This is a genomic window from Thauera mechernichensis (genome assembly GCF_029588855.1).
Lineage (GTDB): Bacteria > Pseudomonadota > Gammaproteobacteria > Burkholderiales > Rhodocyclaceae > Thauera > Thauera mechernichensis.
Map to the genome: position 1 here is coordinate 50,913 of NZ_JARQZE010000006.1, position 17,579 is coordinate 68,491.

The 17,579-nt window shown below is 65.7% G+C and carries 19 protein-coding genes; 1 reads left to right on the top strand and 18 read right to left on the bottom strand.

Translation table 11 applies throughout. The features are described from left to right. The first annotated feature begins 43 nt into the window (after positions 1-43). Positions 44-1,105, top strand: a complete 1,062-nt coding sequence (gene alr, locus P7F68_RS10530; protein ID WP_002926039.1) for an alanine racemase — start codon at positions 44-46, stop codon at positions 1,103-1,105. Positions 1,106-1,115: 10 nt separating this feature from the next. On the opposite strand, the gene ccmI is transcribed toward alr, so the two are convergent. The 18 genes from ccmI to P7F68_RS10620 all read right to left on the bottom strand — a co-directional run bounded on the left by ccmI (position 1,116) and on the right by P7F68_RS10620 (position 17,423). Then, a complete protein-coding gene (ccmI, locus tag P7F68_RS10535) occupies positions 1,116-2,342 on the bottom strand; it encodes a c-type cytochrome biogenesis protein CcmI (RefSeq protein ID WP_277832970.1) in 1,227 nt (408 codons plus the stop codon). Continuing rightward, positions 2,339-2,899, bottom strand: a complete 561-nt coding sequence (locus P7F68_RS10540) for a cytochrome c-type biogenesis protein (RefSeq protein WP_277832972.1) — start codon at positions 2,897-2,899, stop codon at positions 2,339-2,341. Before P7F68_RS10540 ends, ccmI begins: the two co-directional genes overlap by 4 nt. Then, complete coding sequence (locus P7F68_RS10545; RefSeq protein WP_002926045.1) at positions 2,889-3,482, bottom strand: DsbE family thiol:disulfide interchange protein; 594 nt, start codon at positions 3,480-3,482, stop codon at positions 2,889-2,891. Before P7F68_RS10545 ends, P7F68_RS10540 begins: the two co-directional genes overlap by 11 nt. A 20-nt stretch (positions 3,483-3,502) precedes the next feature. After that, positions 3,503-5,485 (bottom strand): heme lyase CcmF/NrfE family subunit, encoded by a 1,983-nt coding sequence (locus P7F68_RS10550; RefSeq protein ID WP_277832974.1) that lies wholly within the window; start codon positions 5,483-5,485, stop codon positions 3,503-3,505. Between the two features lie 4 nt (positions 5,486-5,489). Then, positions 5,490-5,936: a cytochrome c maturation protein CcmE gene (ccmE, locus tag P7F68_RS10555; RefSeq protein WP_002926049.1), complete on the bottom strand. Its 447-nt coding sequence runs from the start codon at positions 5,934-5,936 to the stop codon at positions 5,490-5,492. Beyond that, on the bottom strand, positions 5,933-6,160 hold the full coding sequence (ccmD, locus tag P7F68_RS10560; RefSeq protein WP_002926051.1) for a heme exporter protein CcmD: 228 nt from the start codon (positions 6,158-6,160) through the stop codon (positions 5,933-5,935). Before ccmD ends, ccmE begins: the two co-directional genes overlap by 4 nt. Beyond that, a complete protein-coding gene (ccmC, locus tag P7F68_RS10565; RefSeq protein ID WP_277832977.1) occupies positions 6,160-6,948 on the bottom strand; it encodes a heme ABC transporter permease CcmC in 789 nt (262 codons plus the stop codon). The genes ccmD and ccmC overlap by 1 nt, the downstream gene beginning before the upstream one ends. 58 nt (positions 6,949-7,006) lie before the next feature. Continuing rightward, positions 7,007-7,675: a heme exporter protein CcmB gene (gene ccmB, locus P7F68_RS10570; RefSeq protein WP_002926054.1), complete on the bottom strand. Its 669-nt coding sequence runs from the start codon at positions 7,673-7,675 to the stop codon at positions 7,007-7,009. Beyond that, positions 7,669-8,295 carry a cytochrome c biogenesis heme-transporting ATPase CcmA gene (gene ccmA / locus P7F68_RS10575; protein WP_277832980.1) on the bottom strand — a complete coding sequence of 209 codons (627 nt, stop codon included), beginning with the start codon at positions 8,293-8,295 and terminating at the stop codon, positions 7,669-7,671. The genes ccmB and ccmA overlap by 7 nt, the downstream gene beginning before the upstream one ends. Positions 8,296-8,453: 158 nt before the next feature. Then, complete coding sequence (locus tag P7F68_RS10580) at positions 8,454-9,080, bottom strand: NapC/NirT family cytochrome c (protein ID WP_277832982.1); 627 nt, start codon at positions 9,078-9,080, stop codon at positions 8,454-8,456. 22 nt (positions 9,081-9,102) lie between these two features. Next, positions 9,103-9,555 carry a nitrate reductase cytochrome c-type subunit gene (locus tag P7F68_RS10585; RefSeq protein ID WP_002926061.1) on the bottom strand — a complete coding sequence of 151 codons (453 nt, stop codon included), beginning with the start codon at positions 9,553-9,555 and terminating at the stop codon, positions 9,103-9,105. Continuing rightward, the gene (napH, locus tag P7F68_RS10590) at positions 9,552-10,496 is read right to left on the bottom strand and encodes a quinol dehydrogenase ferredoxin subunit NapH (RefSeq protein ID WP_002926065.1); all 945 of its coding nucleotides are present in this window, start codon (positions 10,494-10,496) and stop codon (positions 9,552-9,554) included. The genes P7F68_RS10585 and napH overlap by 4 nt, the downstream gene beginning before the upstream one ends. Continuing rightward, on the bottom strand, positions 10,493-11,368 hold the full coding sequence (gene napG / locus P7F68_RS10595) for a ferredoxin-type protein NapG (protein WP_002926067.1): 876 nt from the start codon (positions 11,366-11,368) through the stop codon (positions 10,493-10,495). Before napG ends, napH begins: the two co-directional genes overlap by 4 nt. Positions 11,369-11,443: 75 nt before the next feature. Then, the gene (gene napA, locus P7F68_RS10600; protein ID WP_277832986.1) at positions 11,444-13,990 is read right to left on the bottom strand and encodes a nitrate reductase catalytic subunit NapA; all 2,547 of its coding nucleotides are present in this window, start codon (positions 13,988-13,990) and stop codon (positions 11,444-11,446) included. 1 nt (position 13,991) lies between these two features. Further along, complete coding sequence (locus P7F68_RS10605) at positions 13,992-14,246, bottom strand: chaperone NapD (protein WP_002926070.1); 255 nt, start codon at positions 14,244-14,246, stop codon at positions 13,992-13,994. Beyond that, positions 14,243-14,764, bottom strand: coding sequence for a ferredoxin-type protein NapF (napF, locus tag P7F68_RS10610; protein ID WP_083485739.1), 522 nt, complete (start codon positions 14,762-14,764; stop codon positions 14,243-14,245). Before napF ends, P7F68_RS10605 begins: the two co-directional genes overlap by 4 nt. 86 nt (positions 14,765-14,850) lie before the next feature. Then, positions 14,851-15,495 (bottom strand): two-component system response regulator NarL, encoded by a 645-nt coding sequence (gene narL / locus P7F68_RS10615; protein WP_002926072.1) that lies wholly within the window; start codon positions 15,493-15,495, stop codon positions 14,851-14,853. Continuing rightward, positions 15,492-17,423: a histidine kinase gene (locus P7F68_RS10620; RefSeq protein ID WP_277832993.1), complete on the bottom strand. Its 1,932-nt coding sequence runs from the start codon at positions 17,421-17,423 to the stop codon at positions 15,492-15,494. Before P7F68_RS10620 ends, narL begins: the two co-directional genes overlap by 4 nt. Between the last annotated feature and the right edge of the window lie 156 nt (positions 17,424-17,579).

The following is a 17,579-nucleotide window of genomic DNA, read 5'->3' on the forward strand; positions in this document are numbered from 1 at the left end:
GACTGCACCATCGAGCCTGTACATTGCACCACGGATGCCTACCATGCGCCCTGCCCGCGCCCAGATCGACCTCGCCGCCCTGCGTCACAACTACCGCCTCGCCCGCGAGCGCCACGGCGCGCGCGCGTTGGCGGTAGTCAAGGCCAACGCCTACGGCCATGGCGCGGTGCACTGCGCACTGGCGCTGGCCGCTGAGGCCGACGGCTTCGCGGTTGCCTTCCTCGAGGAAGCGTTGGTGCTGCGCGCCGCCGGTATTCGTCAGCCGCTGCTCCTGCTCGAAGGCGTGTTCGAGGCGGCTGAGCTTGCCGAGGTCGCGCGCGAGGGGCTATGGATCGTCGTCCACCATGAGGATCAGGTACGGATGCTCGAAACGACGCCGATGGCAGCCCCCATCCACGTCTGGCTGAAGGTGAATACGGGCATGAACCGGGCCGGCTTCGCGCCAGCGGAAGTCGGCACCGTGTGGGCACGGCTGAAAGCCTGCAGGCAGGTTGCCGACATCACCTTGATGACGCACTTCGCGCGCGCGGACGAACCACAGGTGATCACCACTGCGGACCAGATCGAATGCTTCCAGGAGGCGACCGCCAACCTGCCCGGCGCGCGCAGTCTTGCCAACTCGAGCGCCATCCTGGGCTGGCCAGACGCCCGGCGCGACTGGGCGCGCCCCGGCATCCTGCTCTATGGGGCCGACCCGATGCCGGCGCCAGACAACGGCCTCAAGCCGGTGATGACGCTCGAAAGCGCGGTGATGGCGGTACGCGAGATCGCTGTCGGCGAAGCGCTCGGCTACGGCGGCCGCTTCGTCGCGCAGACACCCACGCGTGTCGGACTGGTGGCGATGGGCTACGCCGACGGCTATCCGCGCACAGTGCCGGACGGCACACCGGTGAGCGTGGGCGGAAAGCCCAGTCGCATCATCGGGCGGGTCTCGATGGACATGCTCACGGTGGACCTCAGCGCCCTGCCGACTGCGAACATTGGCACCCGGGTCGAGCTGTGGGGCACCGAAGTGCCGGTCAACCGCGTTGCCGCGGCTGCGGGCACGATTGCTTACGAACTGCTGTGCAACGTGAAGCGGGTGCGTTTGGAATACATCGGCTGAGCGGCGACCGTCACTCCCGCACGCGGTCAATCACGACGCTGAGTCCCTCGCTGTCGGGCGAAACCACCGGGCTTGCGCCCTCGAGGTCGCCGTTGCGCGCCGTTGCGTCACCGCCCTTTGCAACCCGGGCCGCGACGACGACACGCTCGGGGATGGGCATGTCGCCCATCATCAGTGTCGCGCCATCGAAATCGAAGTCGAGCGGCAGTTCCGCGGCAGTGAAACGCAGCGCCGCGAACGGCGGACCGCCGGCTTCGGCACGCACGAATACGAACACGACATCTGCCGGCTGCACCTTGTCCGCAAGCTCGGCAGACAGGCTGAGACGGCCGCTGATCGTCAGTACCGGGGCGGCCGCCGCCGGCGCTGCCCCCTCGAGCGCAGCCAGCGGTTCGAGCCCGGCCTTGGCGCGCGCGTCGTTGATGCTGTCGCGCAAACCCTTCGCCATGTCGTTGGTCGCGGGAATCTGCGCAAGGATGCGTTCCCAGTGCCCGGCTGCGGTCGCGAAGTCCTTGCGCTGGTATGCGCCGGTGCCTGCAATGGCGAGCGCCTTGACATGCTGGGGCGCCACCGCCAGCGCACGCTGCGCCAGCGCCTCGGCCTCGCCCTGCACCGTTCCGCTCACCACCGCAGTGGCATCTGCCCAGTCGGCCAGGACATCGGGGTCGTCGGGCACCAGCGCCCCCAGACGCGCGAACGCAGCGACCGCCTTCGGGTAATCCTCCAGCACCATGTAGGTGCGCGCGAGCATGGTCCAGCCCTCGACGTTGTCGGGCTCCTGCTCGAGACGGGCCACGAGCTGGCCCACCATGTCGTTGACCTGTTCGCGGGTGAAACCTTGCTGCGTGGTGAGGTTTGCGGGATCGAGCGCCTCCGGCTCTCCGATCGCCAGGTAGGAGGCGATGGCCACGGCCGGGATGCTCACTGCCATCGCCACCGCCCAGCCGCGGCTCGGGCGCACGTCGGCAAGCTCAGCCGCTTCGGCAGCCGCCTCGCCCTCTTCGAGCGCGCGGCGCTCGAGCTCCTCGCGACTGCGGGCATGGCTTTCGGCGTCGATCTGGCCAGACGCGAGGTCTGCATCGAGCTCGGCCAGCTGCTCGCGCAGCACGGTCAACGCCATCGTGCTCTGACGCGCCTGCTCGCGCCGCTGGCGCGCACCTGCGCCCAACAGCGGCGGAACGATCAATAGCAGGGCACCGGCCAGCAACAGGCCGGCAAGAAGGATAAAGGCGGTCACGAACGGGACTCCGGTGATTCAGATTTCGGTGCTGCCTCGTCCGCTCCCGCGAGCAGGGCGCGCGCACGTTCGCGCTCGGCGGCGCTCAGGCCATGATCGGCCGCCACTTCTTCCTGCCTGCGGCGCAGCCGCCAGGCCAGCCAGCCGGCGCCCCCGAACAGGAGCAGTGCCGGCCCCACCCACAGCACGGCAGTCGAGGCACGGAATGGCGGCTGGTAAAGGACGAAGTCGCCATAGCGGGCGACGACATAGTCGATGACGTCCTGCTTGCTGTTGCCGGCCGCGAGCTGTTCGCGTACCTGGTCGCGTAGATCGACCGCCAGCGGCGCATTGGATTCCGCAATCGACTGGTTCTGGCACACCAGGCAGCGCAGCTTGTGCGACAGCTCCATGACGTCAGCCTCGAGCGCGAGGTCTGCCGCCACCGTCGGCGCCAAGCCGGGGTCGGACGCAGGCTGGCCCGCAGCCCAGGCGGACTGCCCGCCCGCGAACATGAGCGCGCAGGCAGCCAGGCGCAGCGTCCGGAGCGCAAATTCCTTGTAGTGATCAGCCGGCACGGCGGACCTCCTCGATCTTCGGTAGCAACACCTGCTTCAGCACCTCGGGCGTGATCGGGCCGATGTGCTTGTAGCGGATCTTGCCCTCGCGATCGATCAGGAAGGTCTCGGGTACGCCATAGACGCCAAAGTCGATGCCAACGCGGCCATCGATGTCGAGCACGGACAGCACGTAGGGGTCGCCATGGTCGGTCAGCCAGCGCCGGGCGCGCTGGATTGCAAGGTCGGTTTCGGTGTCGAGTGCCATACCGCGTACGTTGAGCGCCCCGTCACCACGTACCTCCTTGTAGTTGAGGCCAACGATGGGCACCAGCTTCTGCTGCGCCATGCGCACCAGAACGGGGTGCTCCTCGCGACAGGCGACACACCACGACGCCCACACGTTGAGCAACCACACCTCGCCGCGCATTTCCTCGAGTGCGAAGCGCTGCTCGGGCTGATCGAGGCGGGCAAGCGTGAATTCGGGCGCCGGCTTGCCGATCAGCGGCGAGGGTACCTCGCGCGGGTTGAGGGTGAGGCCGAAGCCGAGGAACGCGGCAAGAGCGAAGAACAGCAGCAGCGGAACGAGAAACTTTGCTTTCATGAGGCTTGTCCGGTCTCCACTCAGGCTGCGCCGGCAACGCTGCGCCCTGCGCCGACCTTGGCATCGCGCTCGGCAAGGCGGCGATAACGGCGGTCGGCCGCGGCAAACAGTCCGCCAAGACCCATCAACGTGCAACCCAGCCAGATCCAGCTGATGAAGGGCTTGTAGTACAGGCTGACGATCCATGCCCCGGTCTCGAGCTGTTCGCCAAGCGATACATACACGTCGCGGAACGGGCCGATGTCGATCGAGGCCTCTGTCATCGGCATGCCCTGCGCCCAGTAAAGGCGTTTCTCGGGCGTCAGAGTCGCAATCGCACGACCGTTGCGCGTTACGTCGATGATGCCGCGCGCGGCGTCGTAGTTGGGGCCATCGGCGTCGATCGCGCCACGGAAGGTGAAGGTGTAGCCCGCAAGCTCTGCACGCTGTCCTTCCTGCATCTTGACGTCAAGGTGCTGATCGAGGCTGCCCACCATGGTGACGCCGATGATGAACACGCCAATTCCGAGGTGTGCGAGCCACATACCCCACCAGGATGCAGTGATCGAGCGCAGGCGCGATCCGACCGATGCACCGGCGCGCTCCTTGAGGCGGCCATAGAGCAGCTGGATGCTGGCCAGCACCACCCAGGCGGCAAGGAACAAGCCCAGCGCTGTGCGCCAGGTCAGGTGATCCACCGCCATCGCCGCACCGATTCCGATCAGGATGCTGGCAACGAAGGCTGGCGCGACCTTGCGCACCGCCGCGACGAAATCATCGTCCTTCCAGCGCAGGAAGGGGCCGAACATCATCAGTACCACCACCGGCGTCATCAGCGGCACGAACACCGCCTCGAAGTACGGCGGCCCCACCGAGATCTTGCCCAGGTTGAGCGCATCGAGGAACAGCGGATAGAGCGTGCCGAGCAGCACCGACGCCGAAGCCACGGTCAGCAGCACGTTATTGCCGAGCAGCGAGGTCTCGCGCGATACCAGCGCAAAGCTACCGCCACCCATCAGCTTGTTGGCACGCATCGCGTACAGCATCAGCGAAAAGCCGATCACCAGCACGAGCAGGGCAAGGATGTAGAGACCGCGCTTCGGGTCGGTCGCAAATGCATGCACACTGGTGATGACGCCCGAACGCACGAGGAAGGTGCCGAGCAGCGACATCGAGAACGCCGCGATCGCCAGCAGCACCGTCCAGCTACGGAACGCACCACGCTTCTCGGTGACCGCGAGCGAGTGGATCAGCGCGGTGCCAAGCAACCACGGCATGAAGGAGGCGTTCTCGACCGGATCCCAGAACCACCAGCCGCCCCAGCCGAGCTCGTAGTACGCCCAGCCCGAACCGACCGCGATACCCGCAGTCAGGAACACCCAGGCCACCGTGGTCCATGGCCGCGACCAGCGCGCCCAGGCAGCGTCGAGCCGGCCGGAGAGCAGCGCGGCAATGGCGAACGCAAAAGCCACCGAGAAACCGACATAACCCATGTAGAGCAGTGGCGGGTGGATGATCATCCCCGGGTCCTGCAGCAGCGGGTTCAGGTCACGGCCCTCGGCCACCGCCGGCAGCAGGCGGTCGAACGGGTTGGAGGTAACGAGCGTGAAGGAGATGAAGCCGACGCTGACCCAACCCAGCACGCCGAGCACGCGGGCCATGAAGGCCTCGGGCAGGTGGCGCGAGAACACCGTCACCGCCACCGTCCACAACGACAGCGACATCGCCCACAGCAGCAAGGAACCTTCGTGGTTGCCCCATACGCCGGTGATCTTGTACATCAGCGGCGTGGCGCTGTGCGAGTTCGACGCGGCCAGCTGCACCGAGAAATCACTGGTGACGAAAGCCCAGGTCAGGCATACGTAGCTGAACAGGATGAAGAAGAACTGACCCTGTGCTGCAGGCCGGCCGACTGCCATCAGCGCCATGCTGTTGCGGCTGGCACCGACCAGCGGCACGATGCCCTGCACCAGCGACAGCACCAGCGCGAGGATGAGCGCGAAATGTCCGAGTTCGGGAATCATGGCGTCACTGGCTCACGGTTTGGGCGGCTTTCTGCGCCTGCTCGACCGCGTGTGCGGCCTCGGGTGGCATGTAGTTCTCGTCGTGCTTGGCGAGTACCTCCGTCGCACGGAAAATGCCGTCGTCCTCGAGCCGCCCCTGCACCACTGCGCCCTTGCCCTCCTTGAAGAGGTCGGGCAGCGTGCCACGGTAGGTCACCGGAATGACCTTCGCGGTATCGGTGATGGCGAAACGTACGGTGAGTCCATCGGCCTCTCTCGCGATCGAGCCATCCTCGACCATGCCGCCGATGCGGAAGGTCTTGCCCAGGGGCGCCTTGCCTTCGGCAACCTCGGAAGGCGTGTGGAAAAACACCAGGTTCTGCTGGAAGGCGCTCAACACGAGGGCGACCGCCGCCACCAACAGGGCGACACCGCCGCCAACCAACATCAGACGCTTGCTACGGGCTTTCATCGTTCAGACTCCAGGGCGGGCTCGAACTCGCCGCCATCATGCTTGCCAACTTCCTTGCCGACCGCCCGCCGCCAGCGCAGCAGTCGGCGCGTCGTGTCTCTCCGACGCTGGAACACGAGCACGAGTTCCAGCGCGAGCAATCCGAAGGTGACGGCGTAGCTGCCCCAGACGAAGATGGCTGCACCGCCCATGTCCCAGAACGCGGACCAGCTTTCCCATTGCATCAGGCACGTCCTCCCTTGTTCGCTGCAACGGCCTGCAATTCCTTCTCGAGCACGATGCCCACCCATTCGGTGTGGCGCTCGCGCTCGAGGATCATCGGGCGCACCCGCCACAGCACGACGGCGATGGTGTACATCCACGCCGCGATCGCCATCACCAGCATGCCGGCGAGCATCGTCGCCGCCATCGACGGCGCCTTGGTAAGGCTCACCGAAGCACCCTGGTGCAGGGTGTTCCACCAATTCACCGAGAAATAGATGATGGGCACGTTCACCGCACCGACCAGTGCGATGATGGCGCCGGCACGGTCGGCGCGGCGCGGGTCCTCGATCGCGCGCGTGAGCGCGATGAAGCCGAAATAAAGGAAAAGCAGCAGCAACTGCGAGGTCAGGCGTGCGTCCCACACCCAGTAGGCCCCCCAGGTCGGCTTGCCCCACAGCGCGCCGGTCCACAGCGCCAGGAAACAGAAGATCGCGCCAGTGGGCGCCAGCGCCTGGCTCATCACGAAGGACAGGCGCGTGTTCATGACCAGGCCGACCGCAGACCAGAAGGCCATCACCAGGTAGATGAACATCGACATCCAGGCCGCAGGCACGTGGATGAAGATCACCCGATAGACCTCGCCCTGGGTTGCATCGGTGGGTGCCACAAAGAAGCCCAGCCAGAGGCCGACAAGGGTGAGCACGACCGCCAGGGCTGCGAACCAGGGGGCAAGCTTGCCAGCGAGCGGATAGAAGTACTGCGGGGATGCGAAGCGGAGCACGCTGCGACTGCGTTCGGAGGTCGTCATGCGAAGATCGGTCGTTGTCTCGTCTCAAGGCCACACACGCAAATGCGCGGCCACATCATCATTCGGTCGAAATCCTGAGCGCCGCGGCGCACGCCCAGGGGGCAAGCGCCACCGCACCGGCCAGCCCGCCACCAAGCAGCAGCAGGTGAGCCAGGGCACCACTACCCGACACCTCGGCCTCGACCGCCCCCGCACCGAAGATCAGCACCGGCACGAACAGCGGCAGTACAAGCAGCGCCAGCAACATCCCGCCGCCTCTCAGGCCAAGCGTCAGGGCGGCGCCTACAGCGCCCAGCAAGGTCAGGATCGGCGTGCCCAGCGTCAAACTTAGTACCAACACCGAAAGTCCACCTTGCTCCAGGTCAAGCAGCAAGGCCATCGCAGGCGCAACCGCAATCACCGGCAGGCCGGTGCTGAGCCAGAAGGCCAGCACCTTGGCCATCACCCAAACAGCAGCAGGCTCTCTAGACAGGAGGAGTTGCTCCAGGGTTCCGTCCGCATAGTCCTGTGCAAACAGCCGGTGCAAGGACAACAGGCACGCGAGCAAGGCGGCCACCCACAACACGCCGGGTGCGATCGCGCGCAGCTGGTTGGGCTCGGCACCGACACCGAACGGGAACAGACAGACGACGATGACGAAGAAGGCCAGCGTCACCAGTACGTCGGCGCGCCCGCGCCACGCCAGCAATAGGTCGCGGCGCAGCACAGCGAGGAAGGTGCTCAGCATGCAAAGGCTCCGACATCGAGCACCGCGGGTGGGCGGGCAAAGGGTGCATCCTGGTGGGTGGTCATCATCACGCAGCCACCGTCCGCACAGTGTGCGGACAGGGTTGCGGCCAGATCGGCCACCGCGTGCACGTCGAGTGCAGTGAAGGGTTCGTCCAGTACCCACAACGGCCGCCGCGCCGACAGGAACAGGCGGGCGAGCCCCACACGCCGGCGCTGGCCCTGCGACAGCACCCGTGCGGGCAGATCGAGCTGGTTCTCGAGACCGATGCGCACAAGCGCCTGTACGCAGTCATCCTCGGCGACATGGTCGCCTCCCGCGGCACAGGCAAAGCGGAGGTTCTCGAGCGGGCTGAGCAAGTCGTTGAGGGCCGGCGCATGGCCGAGATAGAGCAGTTCGCCATGGAAGGCTTCGCGCTCGCGGCGGATACAGTGGCCGCGCCAGCGCACCTCCCCGACTTCCGGCAAGGCAAGGCCGGTGACCAGGCGCAGCAGGCTGGTCTTTCCTACCCCGTTGGGGCCGGCGATACGCAGCATTTCGCCCGCCTGCAGGCGAAAGGCGAGGTCGCGGAACAACAGGCGATCGCCCTTCAGGCAGGCGAGATCTTGGGCTTCGAGCATGGGGACGGATTGAACCACAGGGATGGCAGGCGACGCCATCCCGAGCTGCGCCGAAAGGCAATGGCAAACCCCCTGCGCCACCGATCCTGATCAGCGCCGCAGGGGGCGGATATGTGGAGCGGGCGCCTAAGCCCCCGCTCTGCCCTTCACGCCAGGGCTTACTGCTGGGCGGCGGGCGGCGTCGGGTGCATGGTCTCCGGCGTCACACCGCCACGCTCGGCGCCGATATCCTGCGCGACCGGCGGCAGCGAGTGAGCGATGCCCTTGTGGCAGTCGATGCAGGTCTTGCCTTCGGCGAAGCCAGCCTGGTGCATCTGGTTGGAGCGGCGACCCTGCGCCGAGTAGTCGAAGTACTCGAAGCTGTGGCAGTTGCGACACTCGCGCGAGTCGTTCGCCTTCATGCGGCGCCATTCGTTCTCGGCGAGGCGGAGGCGCTCCTTGTTGAACTTCTCGGGCGTGTCGATCGTGCCCATCACCTTGCCGTACAGCTCACGGGTTGCCTGGACCTTGCGGACCATCTTCGGCCCCCACTCCTTGGGGACGTGGCAGTCCGGGCAGGTCGCGCGCACACCGGTGCGGTTCTGGTAGTGGATGGTGTTGCGGTACTCCTTGAAGACGTTCTCCTCCATTTCGTGGCAGGAGATGCAGAACTTCTCGGTGTTGGTCGCCTCCAGGGCCCAGTTGAAGCCGCCCCAGAATACGACACCGGCCGCGAACAGCAGCACGACCGCGCCCCAACCGGCGCCGCGGATGCGCTGCATCAAACTCTTCTTGTTGTCGGTCATTTCATACCCCGTTCAGTCGGCCTTAGCGCAGGCCCTGGGCGCGCTGGAACTGGTTCTCGACCAGCGGGCGGGCATCGGTCTGCGGCACATGGCACTGCAGGCAGAAATAGCGCCGCGGCGAGATGTTGGAGAGTTCGGTGCCCTCGCGGTCCTTGAAGTGCGTGATGCTGACCTTGGTCGCACCGGTCTCGCGATAACGCGTCCAGGAGTGGCAGTCCATGCACTTGTTGAAATTGATGGTGACCTCATAACCATCGATCTTGTGCGGCACCAGCGGTGGCTGCTGCACATAGTCACGCGGCAGCGGGGCCTGGTCGGGGATCAGCTTGTAGTTGCCCACGGCCAGTTCGGGATCGGCGACGTCGGCGCCACGAATACTGCGCACGCTCTGGGCCTCGGCGGCATCGGGCAGTGCAGCGCCGATGCCGAGTGCGGCGACGAGCGCGATCACGAGATTGCGGGTTTGTTTTTTCATGACTCGCTCCTGTTGAATCGGGTCGTAATACGGAAAACGTCCTTGCCGCATACATCCACACAGCGTCCGCAGGTGGTGCAGTCGGCATCCAGAATCAGGGGGTGGTCCTGCCCGGCCGCCTTGAGCGCGGGACGGATGACCTGCGGCTCGGGGCACACGGCGAAGCAGTCCATGCAGTCGTTGCAGGCGCTGCGCCTGGCGGCCGACACCTTGAGCACCGAAGCACGGCCGAGCAGCGCGTAGAAGGCGCCTTGCGGGCACAAGTGACCGCACCAGCCGCGCGGCGCAATCAGCAGGTCGTAAAAGAAGATGCCGCCGACGATGCCCCAGGCCAGACCGAAGCCGAAGATCAGCCCACGGTGGAACATCGACACCGGATTCACCCACTCCCACGCCAGCGAACCGGTTGCCGCCGCGATCACCAGCACGAACCCCAGCAGCCAGTAGCGCGTGCTCGCCGCAGGCGCCTTGCCGCCCTTGAGCCCCAGCCGGCGCCGCAGCCAGGCCGCAGCATCGGTGACGAGGTTCACCGGGCATACCCAGGAGCAGAACAGCCGCCCACCGAGGAGCAGGTAGAAGGCCAGCACGATGCCACCACCGAGCAAGGCCTCGCGATACGGCCACTGCCCCGCCGCCACCTGCTGCGCGATCAGGAAGGGATCGGTGAGCGGCAGCACGCCCAAGGTCAGGCTTGAGGCCAGGTTGCCCTTGACGATCCACCAGCCGAGCCAGGGCCCGACCAGAAACAGCGCAAGGATGCCGAACTGGGAAGCGCGCCGCAGCAGCAACCACTTGTGGGCTCCGAACCAACCCTTGGCCTCGATCGCTTCATGCCCTGGCCGCGCAACGACACCACGCATCGCCGCACCACGCACACTGGTGGGCGGCACCGTGCGCTCGGGCTTGCCGCCCGCCATCACGGAAGTCGTCTGCGTGCTCATGGCTTCCACCCCGAATCCAGTCCGCCGGGGGCCGTCGGTGCATACTCGGGCGTACGGGTCGGCGCTTCACCAGGACGCACACGGGTATCCCCAAAGGCCTTGTCCTCCAGGCCTCGCACAGGCAGCTCGATCTGGTCGCCGATGAGCGACTGCCCGGCCGCTTCCTTCTGTTCCCAGCCGCGCAGGTAATGGTCGGCTTTCGAACCTTGGGCGAGCTTGATCGGCAGCACCTTGATCGCCGACTCGCCCGGCAGCACGCAGGCCTGCTCGCATTTCCCGCAACCCGTGCAGTGATCCGAATGCACCGTGGGCAGCAACATGGCGTGACGGTCCGAGCGCGGGTTGTGCATGCGCTCGAGCGTGATCGCCTTGTCGATGACCGGGCACACGCGGTAGCACACATCGCAGCGCAGGCCGAGGAAGTTGAGGCAGTTCTCCTGGTCGATGAGCACGGCCAGTCCCATGCGCGCCTGCTCGATGTCGGTGAGCGCACGATCGAGCGCACCAGTCGGACAGGCAACCACGCAGGGAATGTCCTCGCACATCTCGCAGGGGATCCTGCGTGCTTCGAAGTAGGGCGTGCCGGTGGCGACACCGTCGCCCAGTTCGGCCAGCTTCAGGGTGTCGTAGGGGCAGTCGCGCACGCACAGGCCACAGCGCACACAGGCTGCCAGGAACTCGGGCTCGGGGAGTGCCCCGGGCGGACGGATGGCAGTGGCCGGCAACGCCGACGCCTGCTTCGCGTACATCCCGGCACCGAGCGCGAGCAGGCCGGCACCGCCTGCCACGCCCGCCGATTCCTTGAGGAACCTGCGGCGCGAGGACGGGACGGTGGCCCCTTTGCGCTCGGTGTTTTCCGTTTGCTTGCTCATTTCATTCGTGGATCCCCGCCCGCGCACGCCGCCCCCCGGTCGGTCGTGCGCAAGCCGGAGTCACGCCTCCATTTATCAGGCCTTGACCACCTTGACCGGGCACTTCTTGAAGTCGGTCTCTTTCGAGATCGGGCAGGTCGCGTCCAGGATCAGCTTGTTCACCAGGCGCCCTTCGTCAAAGAAGGGGATGAAGATGAGGCCGACCGGCGGCTTGTTGCGGCCACGCGTCTCGAGACGCGCCACTACTTCACCACGCTTGGAGACGATCTTCACCGCCATGCCACGTTGCAGGCCGCGCTTCTGGGCATCGTCCGGGTGCATGAAGACCTGCGCGTCCGGCACCGAGCGGTGCAGCTCGGGCACGCGGCGCGTCATCGAACCGGTATGCCAGTGCTCCAGCACACGGCCCGTGCACATCCACATGTCGTACTCGGCATCCGGCATCTCGGGCGGATCCTGGTAGGGCAGCGCGAACACGATCGCCCGCTTGTCCGGATAGCCGTAGAAGCTCCAACCCTCGCCTGCCTCGACGTAGGGGTCATAGCCTTCACGGTAGCGCCACAGGGTTTCCTTGCCCTCGACCACCGGCCAGCGGAAACCGCGGGAGCGGTGGTAGTCATCGAAGTCGGCCAGATCGTGCGCCTTGCCGCGCCCGAACACCGCGTATTCCTCGAACAGCCCCTTCTGCAGGTAGAAGCCCAGTTCCTTGGACTCGTCGTTCATGTAGCCATCCCACGCGTGGGCGTTGACCTTGGTGACTTCGTCGAGCGGGAACTTGTTGACCTGGCCGTTGGCGTAGAGCACGTCGTACAGGGTCTTGCCCTTGTACTCCGGCATCTTGTCGAGCAGCTCGGCCGGCCACACTTCCTCCATCTTGAAACGCTTGGAGAACTCGATGTACTGCCACAGATCGGACTTGGCCTCGCCGGGCGCGCTCACCTGCTGGCGCCAGAACTGGCTGCGGCGCTCGGCGTTGCCGAAGGCGCCTTCCTTCTCTGCCCACATCGCAGCCGGCAGGATGAGGTCGGCCGACAGCGCCGACACGGTCGGATAGACGTCGGAGACGACGACGAATGCTTCCGGATTGCGCCAGCCCGGATAGATCTCGTCATTGACGTTGGGCCCCGCCTGCATGTTGTTGGTGGTCGTGGTCCAGTAGCACTTGAGCGTGCCATCCTTGAGCGCGCGGCTCTGCGCCACGGCGTGCAGACCGACCCAGTCGGGGATGGTGCCCTCGGGCAGCTTCCAGACCTTCTCGGCGAAGGCGCGGTGCTTGGGATCGGTCACCACCATGTCCGCCGGCAGGCGGTGGGCGAAGGTGCCGACCTCGCGCGCGGTACCGCAGGCCGAAGGCTGGCCGGTGAGCGAGAACGGGCTGTTGCCCGGCTCCGAGATCTTGCCCACCAGCAGGTGGACGTTGTAGATCATGTTGTTCACCCAGGTGCCGCGGGTGTGCTGGTTGAAGCCCATGGTCCAGAACGAGGTGACCTTGCGATTCGGATCGGCATAGACCTCAGCCATGCGCTTGAGGTGGGCCTCGGGCACACCCGAGAGCTTGGAGGTCTTCTCCAGCGTGTACTCGGAGACGTAGGCGGCGAACTCCTCGAACGTCATGTCCTCGGACTTGCCCGGGTTGCCCTTGGGCTTGCCGTCGGCGCCGGGATAGCCGTTGTTGGTCGCATTCACCTCGAGCGCATGGTTGCCGCGCAGGCCGTAGCCGATGTCAGTCTCACCGCGCTTGAACTTGACGTGCTTGGCGACGAAGTCCTTGTTCACCGCACCGGTCGAGATGATGTGATGGCAGATGTAGTTCAGCATCGCCAGGTCGGTCTGCGGCTTGAAGATCATCGGGTTGTCGGCGAGCTCGTAGGAGCGATGCTCGAAGGTCGACAGCACGTGCACCTCACACCCCGGATGGGTCAGACGACGGTCGGTGATGCGGCTCCAGAGGATGGGGTGCATCTCGGCCATGTTCGCGCCCCAAAGCACGAAGGCGTCGGCGTTCTCGATGTCGTCATAGCAGCCCATCGGCTCGTCCATGCCGAAGGTGCGCATGAAGCCTGCCACCGCCGAAGCCATGCAATGGCGGGCATTGGGGTCGAGGTTATTGGTGCGGAAACCGGCCTTGTGCAGCTTGGCCGCGGCATAGCCTTCCCAGATCGTCCACTGGCCGGAGCCGAACATGCCGATCGAGCGCGGACCGTGTTCCTTGAGCGCGGCCTTCCACTTCTCGGCCATGATGTCGAAAGCCTGGTCCCAGCTGATCGGGGTGAACTCGCCGTTCTTGTCGTACTTGCCGCCGCGCATGCGCAGCAGCGGCTTGGTGAGGCGGTCCTCGCCGTACATGATCTTGGACAGGAAGTAGCCCTTGATGCAGTTCAGGCCGCGGTTGACGGGCGAGTCGGGGTCGCCCTGCGAGGCCACCACACGCCCGTTCTGCACACCCACCAGCACCGAGCAGCCGGTACCACAGAAGCGGCAGGCAGCCTTGTCCCAGCGCACATTGGTGCCTGCCGATGCGGCGCCCTGCGCCTGCGTGACCACGGGGATGCCGATACCGGCCGTAGCCGCGGCAGCCGCAACCGCATTGTTCTTGATGAATTCGCGTCGATTCATGCTCATTTCATGCCTCCGTTAATTCGAGACCATCATCGGTGTATTCATAGGCGATCGTCAGGCCCTGGACCTTCGGGGCAAGATTCACCGCAAGGATCGAGTCGGTGACCGACCAGCCCTCGCCGTCCTCGATCGTGACGACGATGCTGCCTTTTTCTTCCGAAGCGCCATGCAGCTCGACGCCGGGGATCTTGCGCAAGGCTTCCATCACCGTGGGGAAATCGGCGGGAAAAGCCCGCACGACCAGGCTTGCTATGTTCATTGTTCGCTCTCCATGGGCGTATCCAATCGTGATTCGATGGCGATCGCGCGCGTCGGGCAAGGGGCGAAGCAGGCGCCGCAGCCCGTACACGTCTGTACATCGAGCTGGGGACGCGACACGCCGCCGAGTTGCGGGCGAAAGCGGATTGCACCGACCGGGCAGGACTCACCGCAAACCCGGCACTCGACCCCTGCGGCGGCGATACACGCATCGCCGATGCGCGCGGCGAGCGCCCACGGCAACTCATGCGCATCGGTGCGCAACAGCGCACGGGGCTCGCACCGCGTGACGCATTCGGTACAGAAGCTGCACTCGCCCTTGCTGAAATCGACGCTCGGGAAGCCACCCTCCCCACGCACGAGAATCAGCGTCGGGCAGGCCTCGACACACGCGTCGCAGCGGGTGCAGCGGGAGATGAAATCATCCTCTGCAAGCGCCCACGGGGGGCGCTGTGCGGGCGCAACCTTGCGCATGCGGCCCCGCAGGAAACCCCTGCGGGAGAGAGTGACTGATTCCACTTCGCTGACCTGACCTTTTTATCGATTCCATTGGATACCTCCTGGACCGCATGGATCATTGACTACAGTCAAGTTGCGAGCGTCTCTCAGTTACGTATGTGCTCCACTGCCCACACCGCGGCTTCCACCCGCGAACGCAAGTCAAGCTTGCGCAGGACGTGTTTGACATGGACCTTGACAGTCCCTTCGGTGATGTCCAGTTCGCGTCCGATCTGCTTGTTGGACAAACCTGCGGCGATCTTCTCGAGGATACGGGTCTCCTGCTCGGTCAGACCTGCCGCCCCCACCGATTGCGGGCGGGTCTCGCTGCGCAGCGCAGCCGCAAGCAGGTGATTGAGCTGAGGCGGAATCACCACCCTGCCAGCCGCGACATCGGCCAGCGCTGCCATCATCGCCTCAGGCTCCATGTCCTTGAGCAGATAGCCGTCGACGCCCGCGCGCAACGCAGCGACGACATCCTCCCCGGCGTCCGAAACGGTGATCATGACGACCTTGCTTTCGATACGGGCGGTACGCAAGCCACGCAGCACTTCCAGGCCATTCATGCCACGCATGTTGAGATCGAGCAGGATCAGGTCAGGCTTGAGCTGGCGGGAAAGCGCGAGCCCCTCCTCCCCGTCCGCAGCCTCACCGGCAAGCACGAAACCGGGCACCATCTGCAGCAGCTGGCCCAATCCCTTGCGGAACAGAGGGTGGTCATCGACGATCAGGACGCGGTGGTGCTCATTCATGCGCGGCTTTCTCCGGCGTGGCTTCGCGCCTCTGCGGGCGCGGGGGGAACGACAGGCTCGGCAAGGCTGGCGGCCGCCTGGAAGCGCACCCGCAGACAGGTGCCGCCGTCGGCTTGGTCATCAAACGCAATACTGCCGCCAAGACTGCTGGCACGCTCGCGCATGATCGCCATGCCATGATGGTTATGCGCATCGGCCGGCGGCACGCCGAGGCCGACGCCGTCATCCATGACAGTCAGCTCCACCATCCCGTCGTCAGTACCGATCAGGCTGACCCGGGCCCTGCGAGCCTGGGCGTGACGCACCATGTTCGACAAGGCCTCGCGCGCGATCTGCAGCACATGCACTTCCTGGTTGGGACGCAGCGTACACTCCCCGAGCGCGACCTCCAGCTGCACCTCCACACCACCGCGTGCCCCGTACTCGCGCACGGCATCCGCGAGCAGGGTCTTCAGGTCGCCCGCAAGGCCGAGCCGGAACGAGACGAGCAGTTCGCGCAACTGCCGGTAGGCCGCGTTGATGCCTTCACGCAGATCGGCCAGTATGGGCTCGGCTTCGGCACGCCGCTGCGGATCGGCAAGCACGCCCTGCAGGAGACTGACCTGGATCTTCATGTAGGACAGCGCCTGGGCAAGCGAGTCATGAAGCTCGCGCGCAATCACCGAACGCTCCTCCTGCAGCGCCAGTAGGCGCTCCTGCTCGCTGCGCCGGCTCGCGCCGAGCGCCATGCCGATGTGGCGCGACAGCGCCTCCACCAGCTGACGCTGCCAGTCCTCGAGGCGGGCCCCATCGGGCAGCGAAAGGCGCAGCATGCCGTAGTGGTGCTCACGGTCGCGCAGCGGAAAGCGCAACAAGGCCGGGTGATGAAGCGCCACCCCAACGCCATCGGATGCCGCCCGACAGGCGCCACAGGCATCCTCGCCACGCTCGTTGCGGTCGGGACAGCCCCCCATCGAGGAAGCGATCACACTCGCGGGCCCACCGTGACGCGGCTCGATGCAGACAAAGCTGCCCTCCAGGCCCGCCACCCGATCGATGTCGCGCAGGGTCGCCTCATACGCCTCGGTGGCCGTTGGCGTCTGGTACAGGCGGGCAATGGCGTGGTACAGCAACTCCAGCGAGCGGTTGCTGCGCTGAAGTTCGGATGTCTTGTCGGCAACCCGCTGCTCCAGCGTGCGGTAGTGGCCGGCAAGCTCATCTGCCATCAGATTGAAAGCCAGACCGACGCGGCCGAGTTCGTCCTGGCCGGTGTAGCTCACACGCACCCCGAAATCGCCGCCGGCGATACGCCGCGCCGCATCGAGCAGCCCACGCAAGGGCGTCAGCAGCGCACGCTTGAGCAACAACAGCGCCACCACAACCACCAGCACGGTGAGCACAATCGCCCCTGCCAGGATCAGACGCAGGTCCTGGATGCGCTTCTCGGTATCGTGTTCGAGCACGGCGACCAGGGTATTGAGCTGGTCGACAAAGGCGTCGACCTCGGTCAGCAGGATCTCGACCTGCTCATTGGGCGGTGGTGGCGACTGGGCGCCAAGCGCCTCGATGCGCGGCTTGAGGCTCAAGTGCCAGGATGCGTGCACGCCGCGGTACGTGGCGGCAAACAACTCGCCGGGCGCACGCTCGACGAAGCGCAGCAGCGCAGGGTGCTCGAGATGGGTCTCGAAGTCCCTCACCGCCGCCTCGACCCGCTGCGACTCGGAACGCCCCGAGAGCGCGTCGACCGCGATCAGGTTGGCAAGGCGATGGGTGTAGCGGCGCAGGCTGCCGGCAACGTTGATCGCGCTCGCACTGCCGCGCGCACTCTCGACGACCAGCACCGAGGCGCTCATACCGGCAAGGGTGATCAGGGTGAGGGTGAGCATTGCCACCGATACCAGCAGCATGATCGAACGCCTTGCCAGCGGACGCAGGGTGGGAAAGTTCATCCTCAACCTCCGCTCAGGCAATCCCACGTCGGAAACGTGGACATACCCCTTTAACGCCAGGGTCAGGCAACTCGGAAGCACACATTCTTGCCACCCTATTCAAATCATGCACTTACACGCTTGGCGCATACCTCTTTGGAGGTATGCGCCAAGCCA

What these genes read in the sequence shown, in the direction of transcription:
- alr (WP_002926039.1), top strand. Translation starts at nt 44, where the DNA reads ATGCGCCCTGCCCGCGCCCAGATCGACCTCGCCGCCCTGCGTCACAAC.
- P7F68_RS10545 (WP_002926045.1), bottom strand. Translation starts at nt 3,482, where the DNA reads ATGAAAGCAAAGTTTCTCGTTCCGCTGCTGCTGTTCTTCGCTCTTGCC.
- P7F68_RS10550 (WP_277832974.1), bottom strand. Translation starts at nt 5,485, where the DNA reads ATGATTCCCGAACTCGGACATTTCGCGCTCATCCTCGCGCTGGTGCTG.
- ccmE (WP_002926049.1), bottom strand. Translation starts at nt 5,936, where the DNA reads ATGAAAGCCCGTAGCAAGCGTCTGATGTTGGTTGGCGGCGGTGTCGCC.
- ccmD (WP_002926051.1), bottom strand. Translation starts at nt 6,160, where the DNA reads ATGCAATGGGAAAGCTGGTCCGCGTTCTGGGACATGGGCGGTGCAGCC.
- ccmC (WP_277832977.1), bottom strand. Translation starts at nt 6,948, where the DNA reads ATGACGACCTCCGAACGCAGTCGCAGCGTGCTCCGCTTCGCATCCCCG.
- ccmB (WP_002926054.1), bottom strand. Translation starts at nt 7,675, where the DNA reads ATGCTGAGCACCTTCCTCGCTGTGCTGCGCCGCGACCTATTGCTGGCG.
- ccmA (WP_277832980.1), bottom strand. Translation starts at nt 8,295, where the DNA reads ATGCTCGAAGCCCAAGATCTCGCCTGCCTGAAGGGCGATCGCCTGTTG.
- P7F68_RS10580 (WP_277832982.1), bottom strand. Translation starts at nt 9,080, where the DNA reads ATGACCGACAACAAGAAGAGTTTGATGCAGCGCATCCGCGGCGCCGGT.
- P7F68_RS10585 (WP_002926061.1), bottom strand. Translation starts at nt 9,555, where the DNA reads ATGAAAAAACAAACCCGCAATCTCGTGATCGCGCTCGTCGCCGCACTC.
- napH (WP_002926065.1), bottom strand. Translation starts at nt 10,496, where the DNA reads ATGAGCACGCAGACGACTTCCGTGATGGCGGGCGGCAAGCCCGAGCGC.
- napG (WP_002926067.1), bottom strand. Translation starts at nt 11,368, where the DNA reads ATGAGCAAGCAAACGGAAAACACCGAGCGCAAAGGGGCCACCGTCCCG.
- napA (WP_277832986.1), bottom strand. Translation starts at nt 13,990, where the DNA reads ATGAGCATGAATCGACGCGAATTCATCAAGAACAATGCGGTTGCGGCT.
- P7F68_RS10605 (WP_002926070.1), bottom strand. Translation starts at nt 14,246, where the DNA reads ATGAACATAGCAAGCCTGGTCGTGCGGGCTTTTCCCGCCGATTTCCCC.
- narL (WP_002926072.1), bottom strand. Translation starts at nt 15,495, where the DNA reads ATGAATGAGCACCACCGCGTCCTGATCGTCGATGACCACCCTCTGTTC.
- P7F68_RS10620 (WP_277832993.1), bottom strand. Translation starts at nt 17,423, where the DNA reads ATGAACTTTCCCACCCTGCGTCCGCTGGCAAGGCGTTCGATCATGCTG.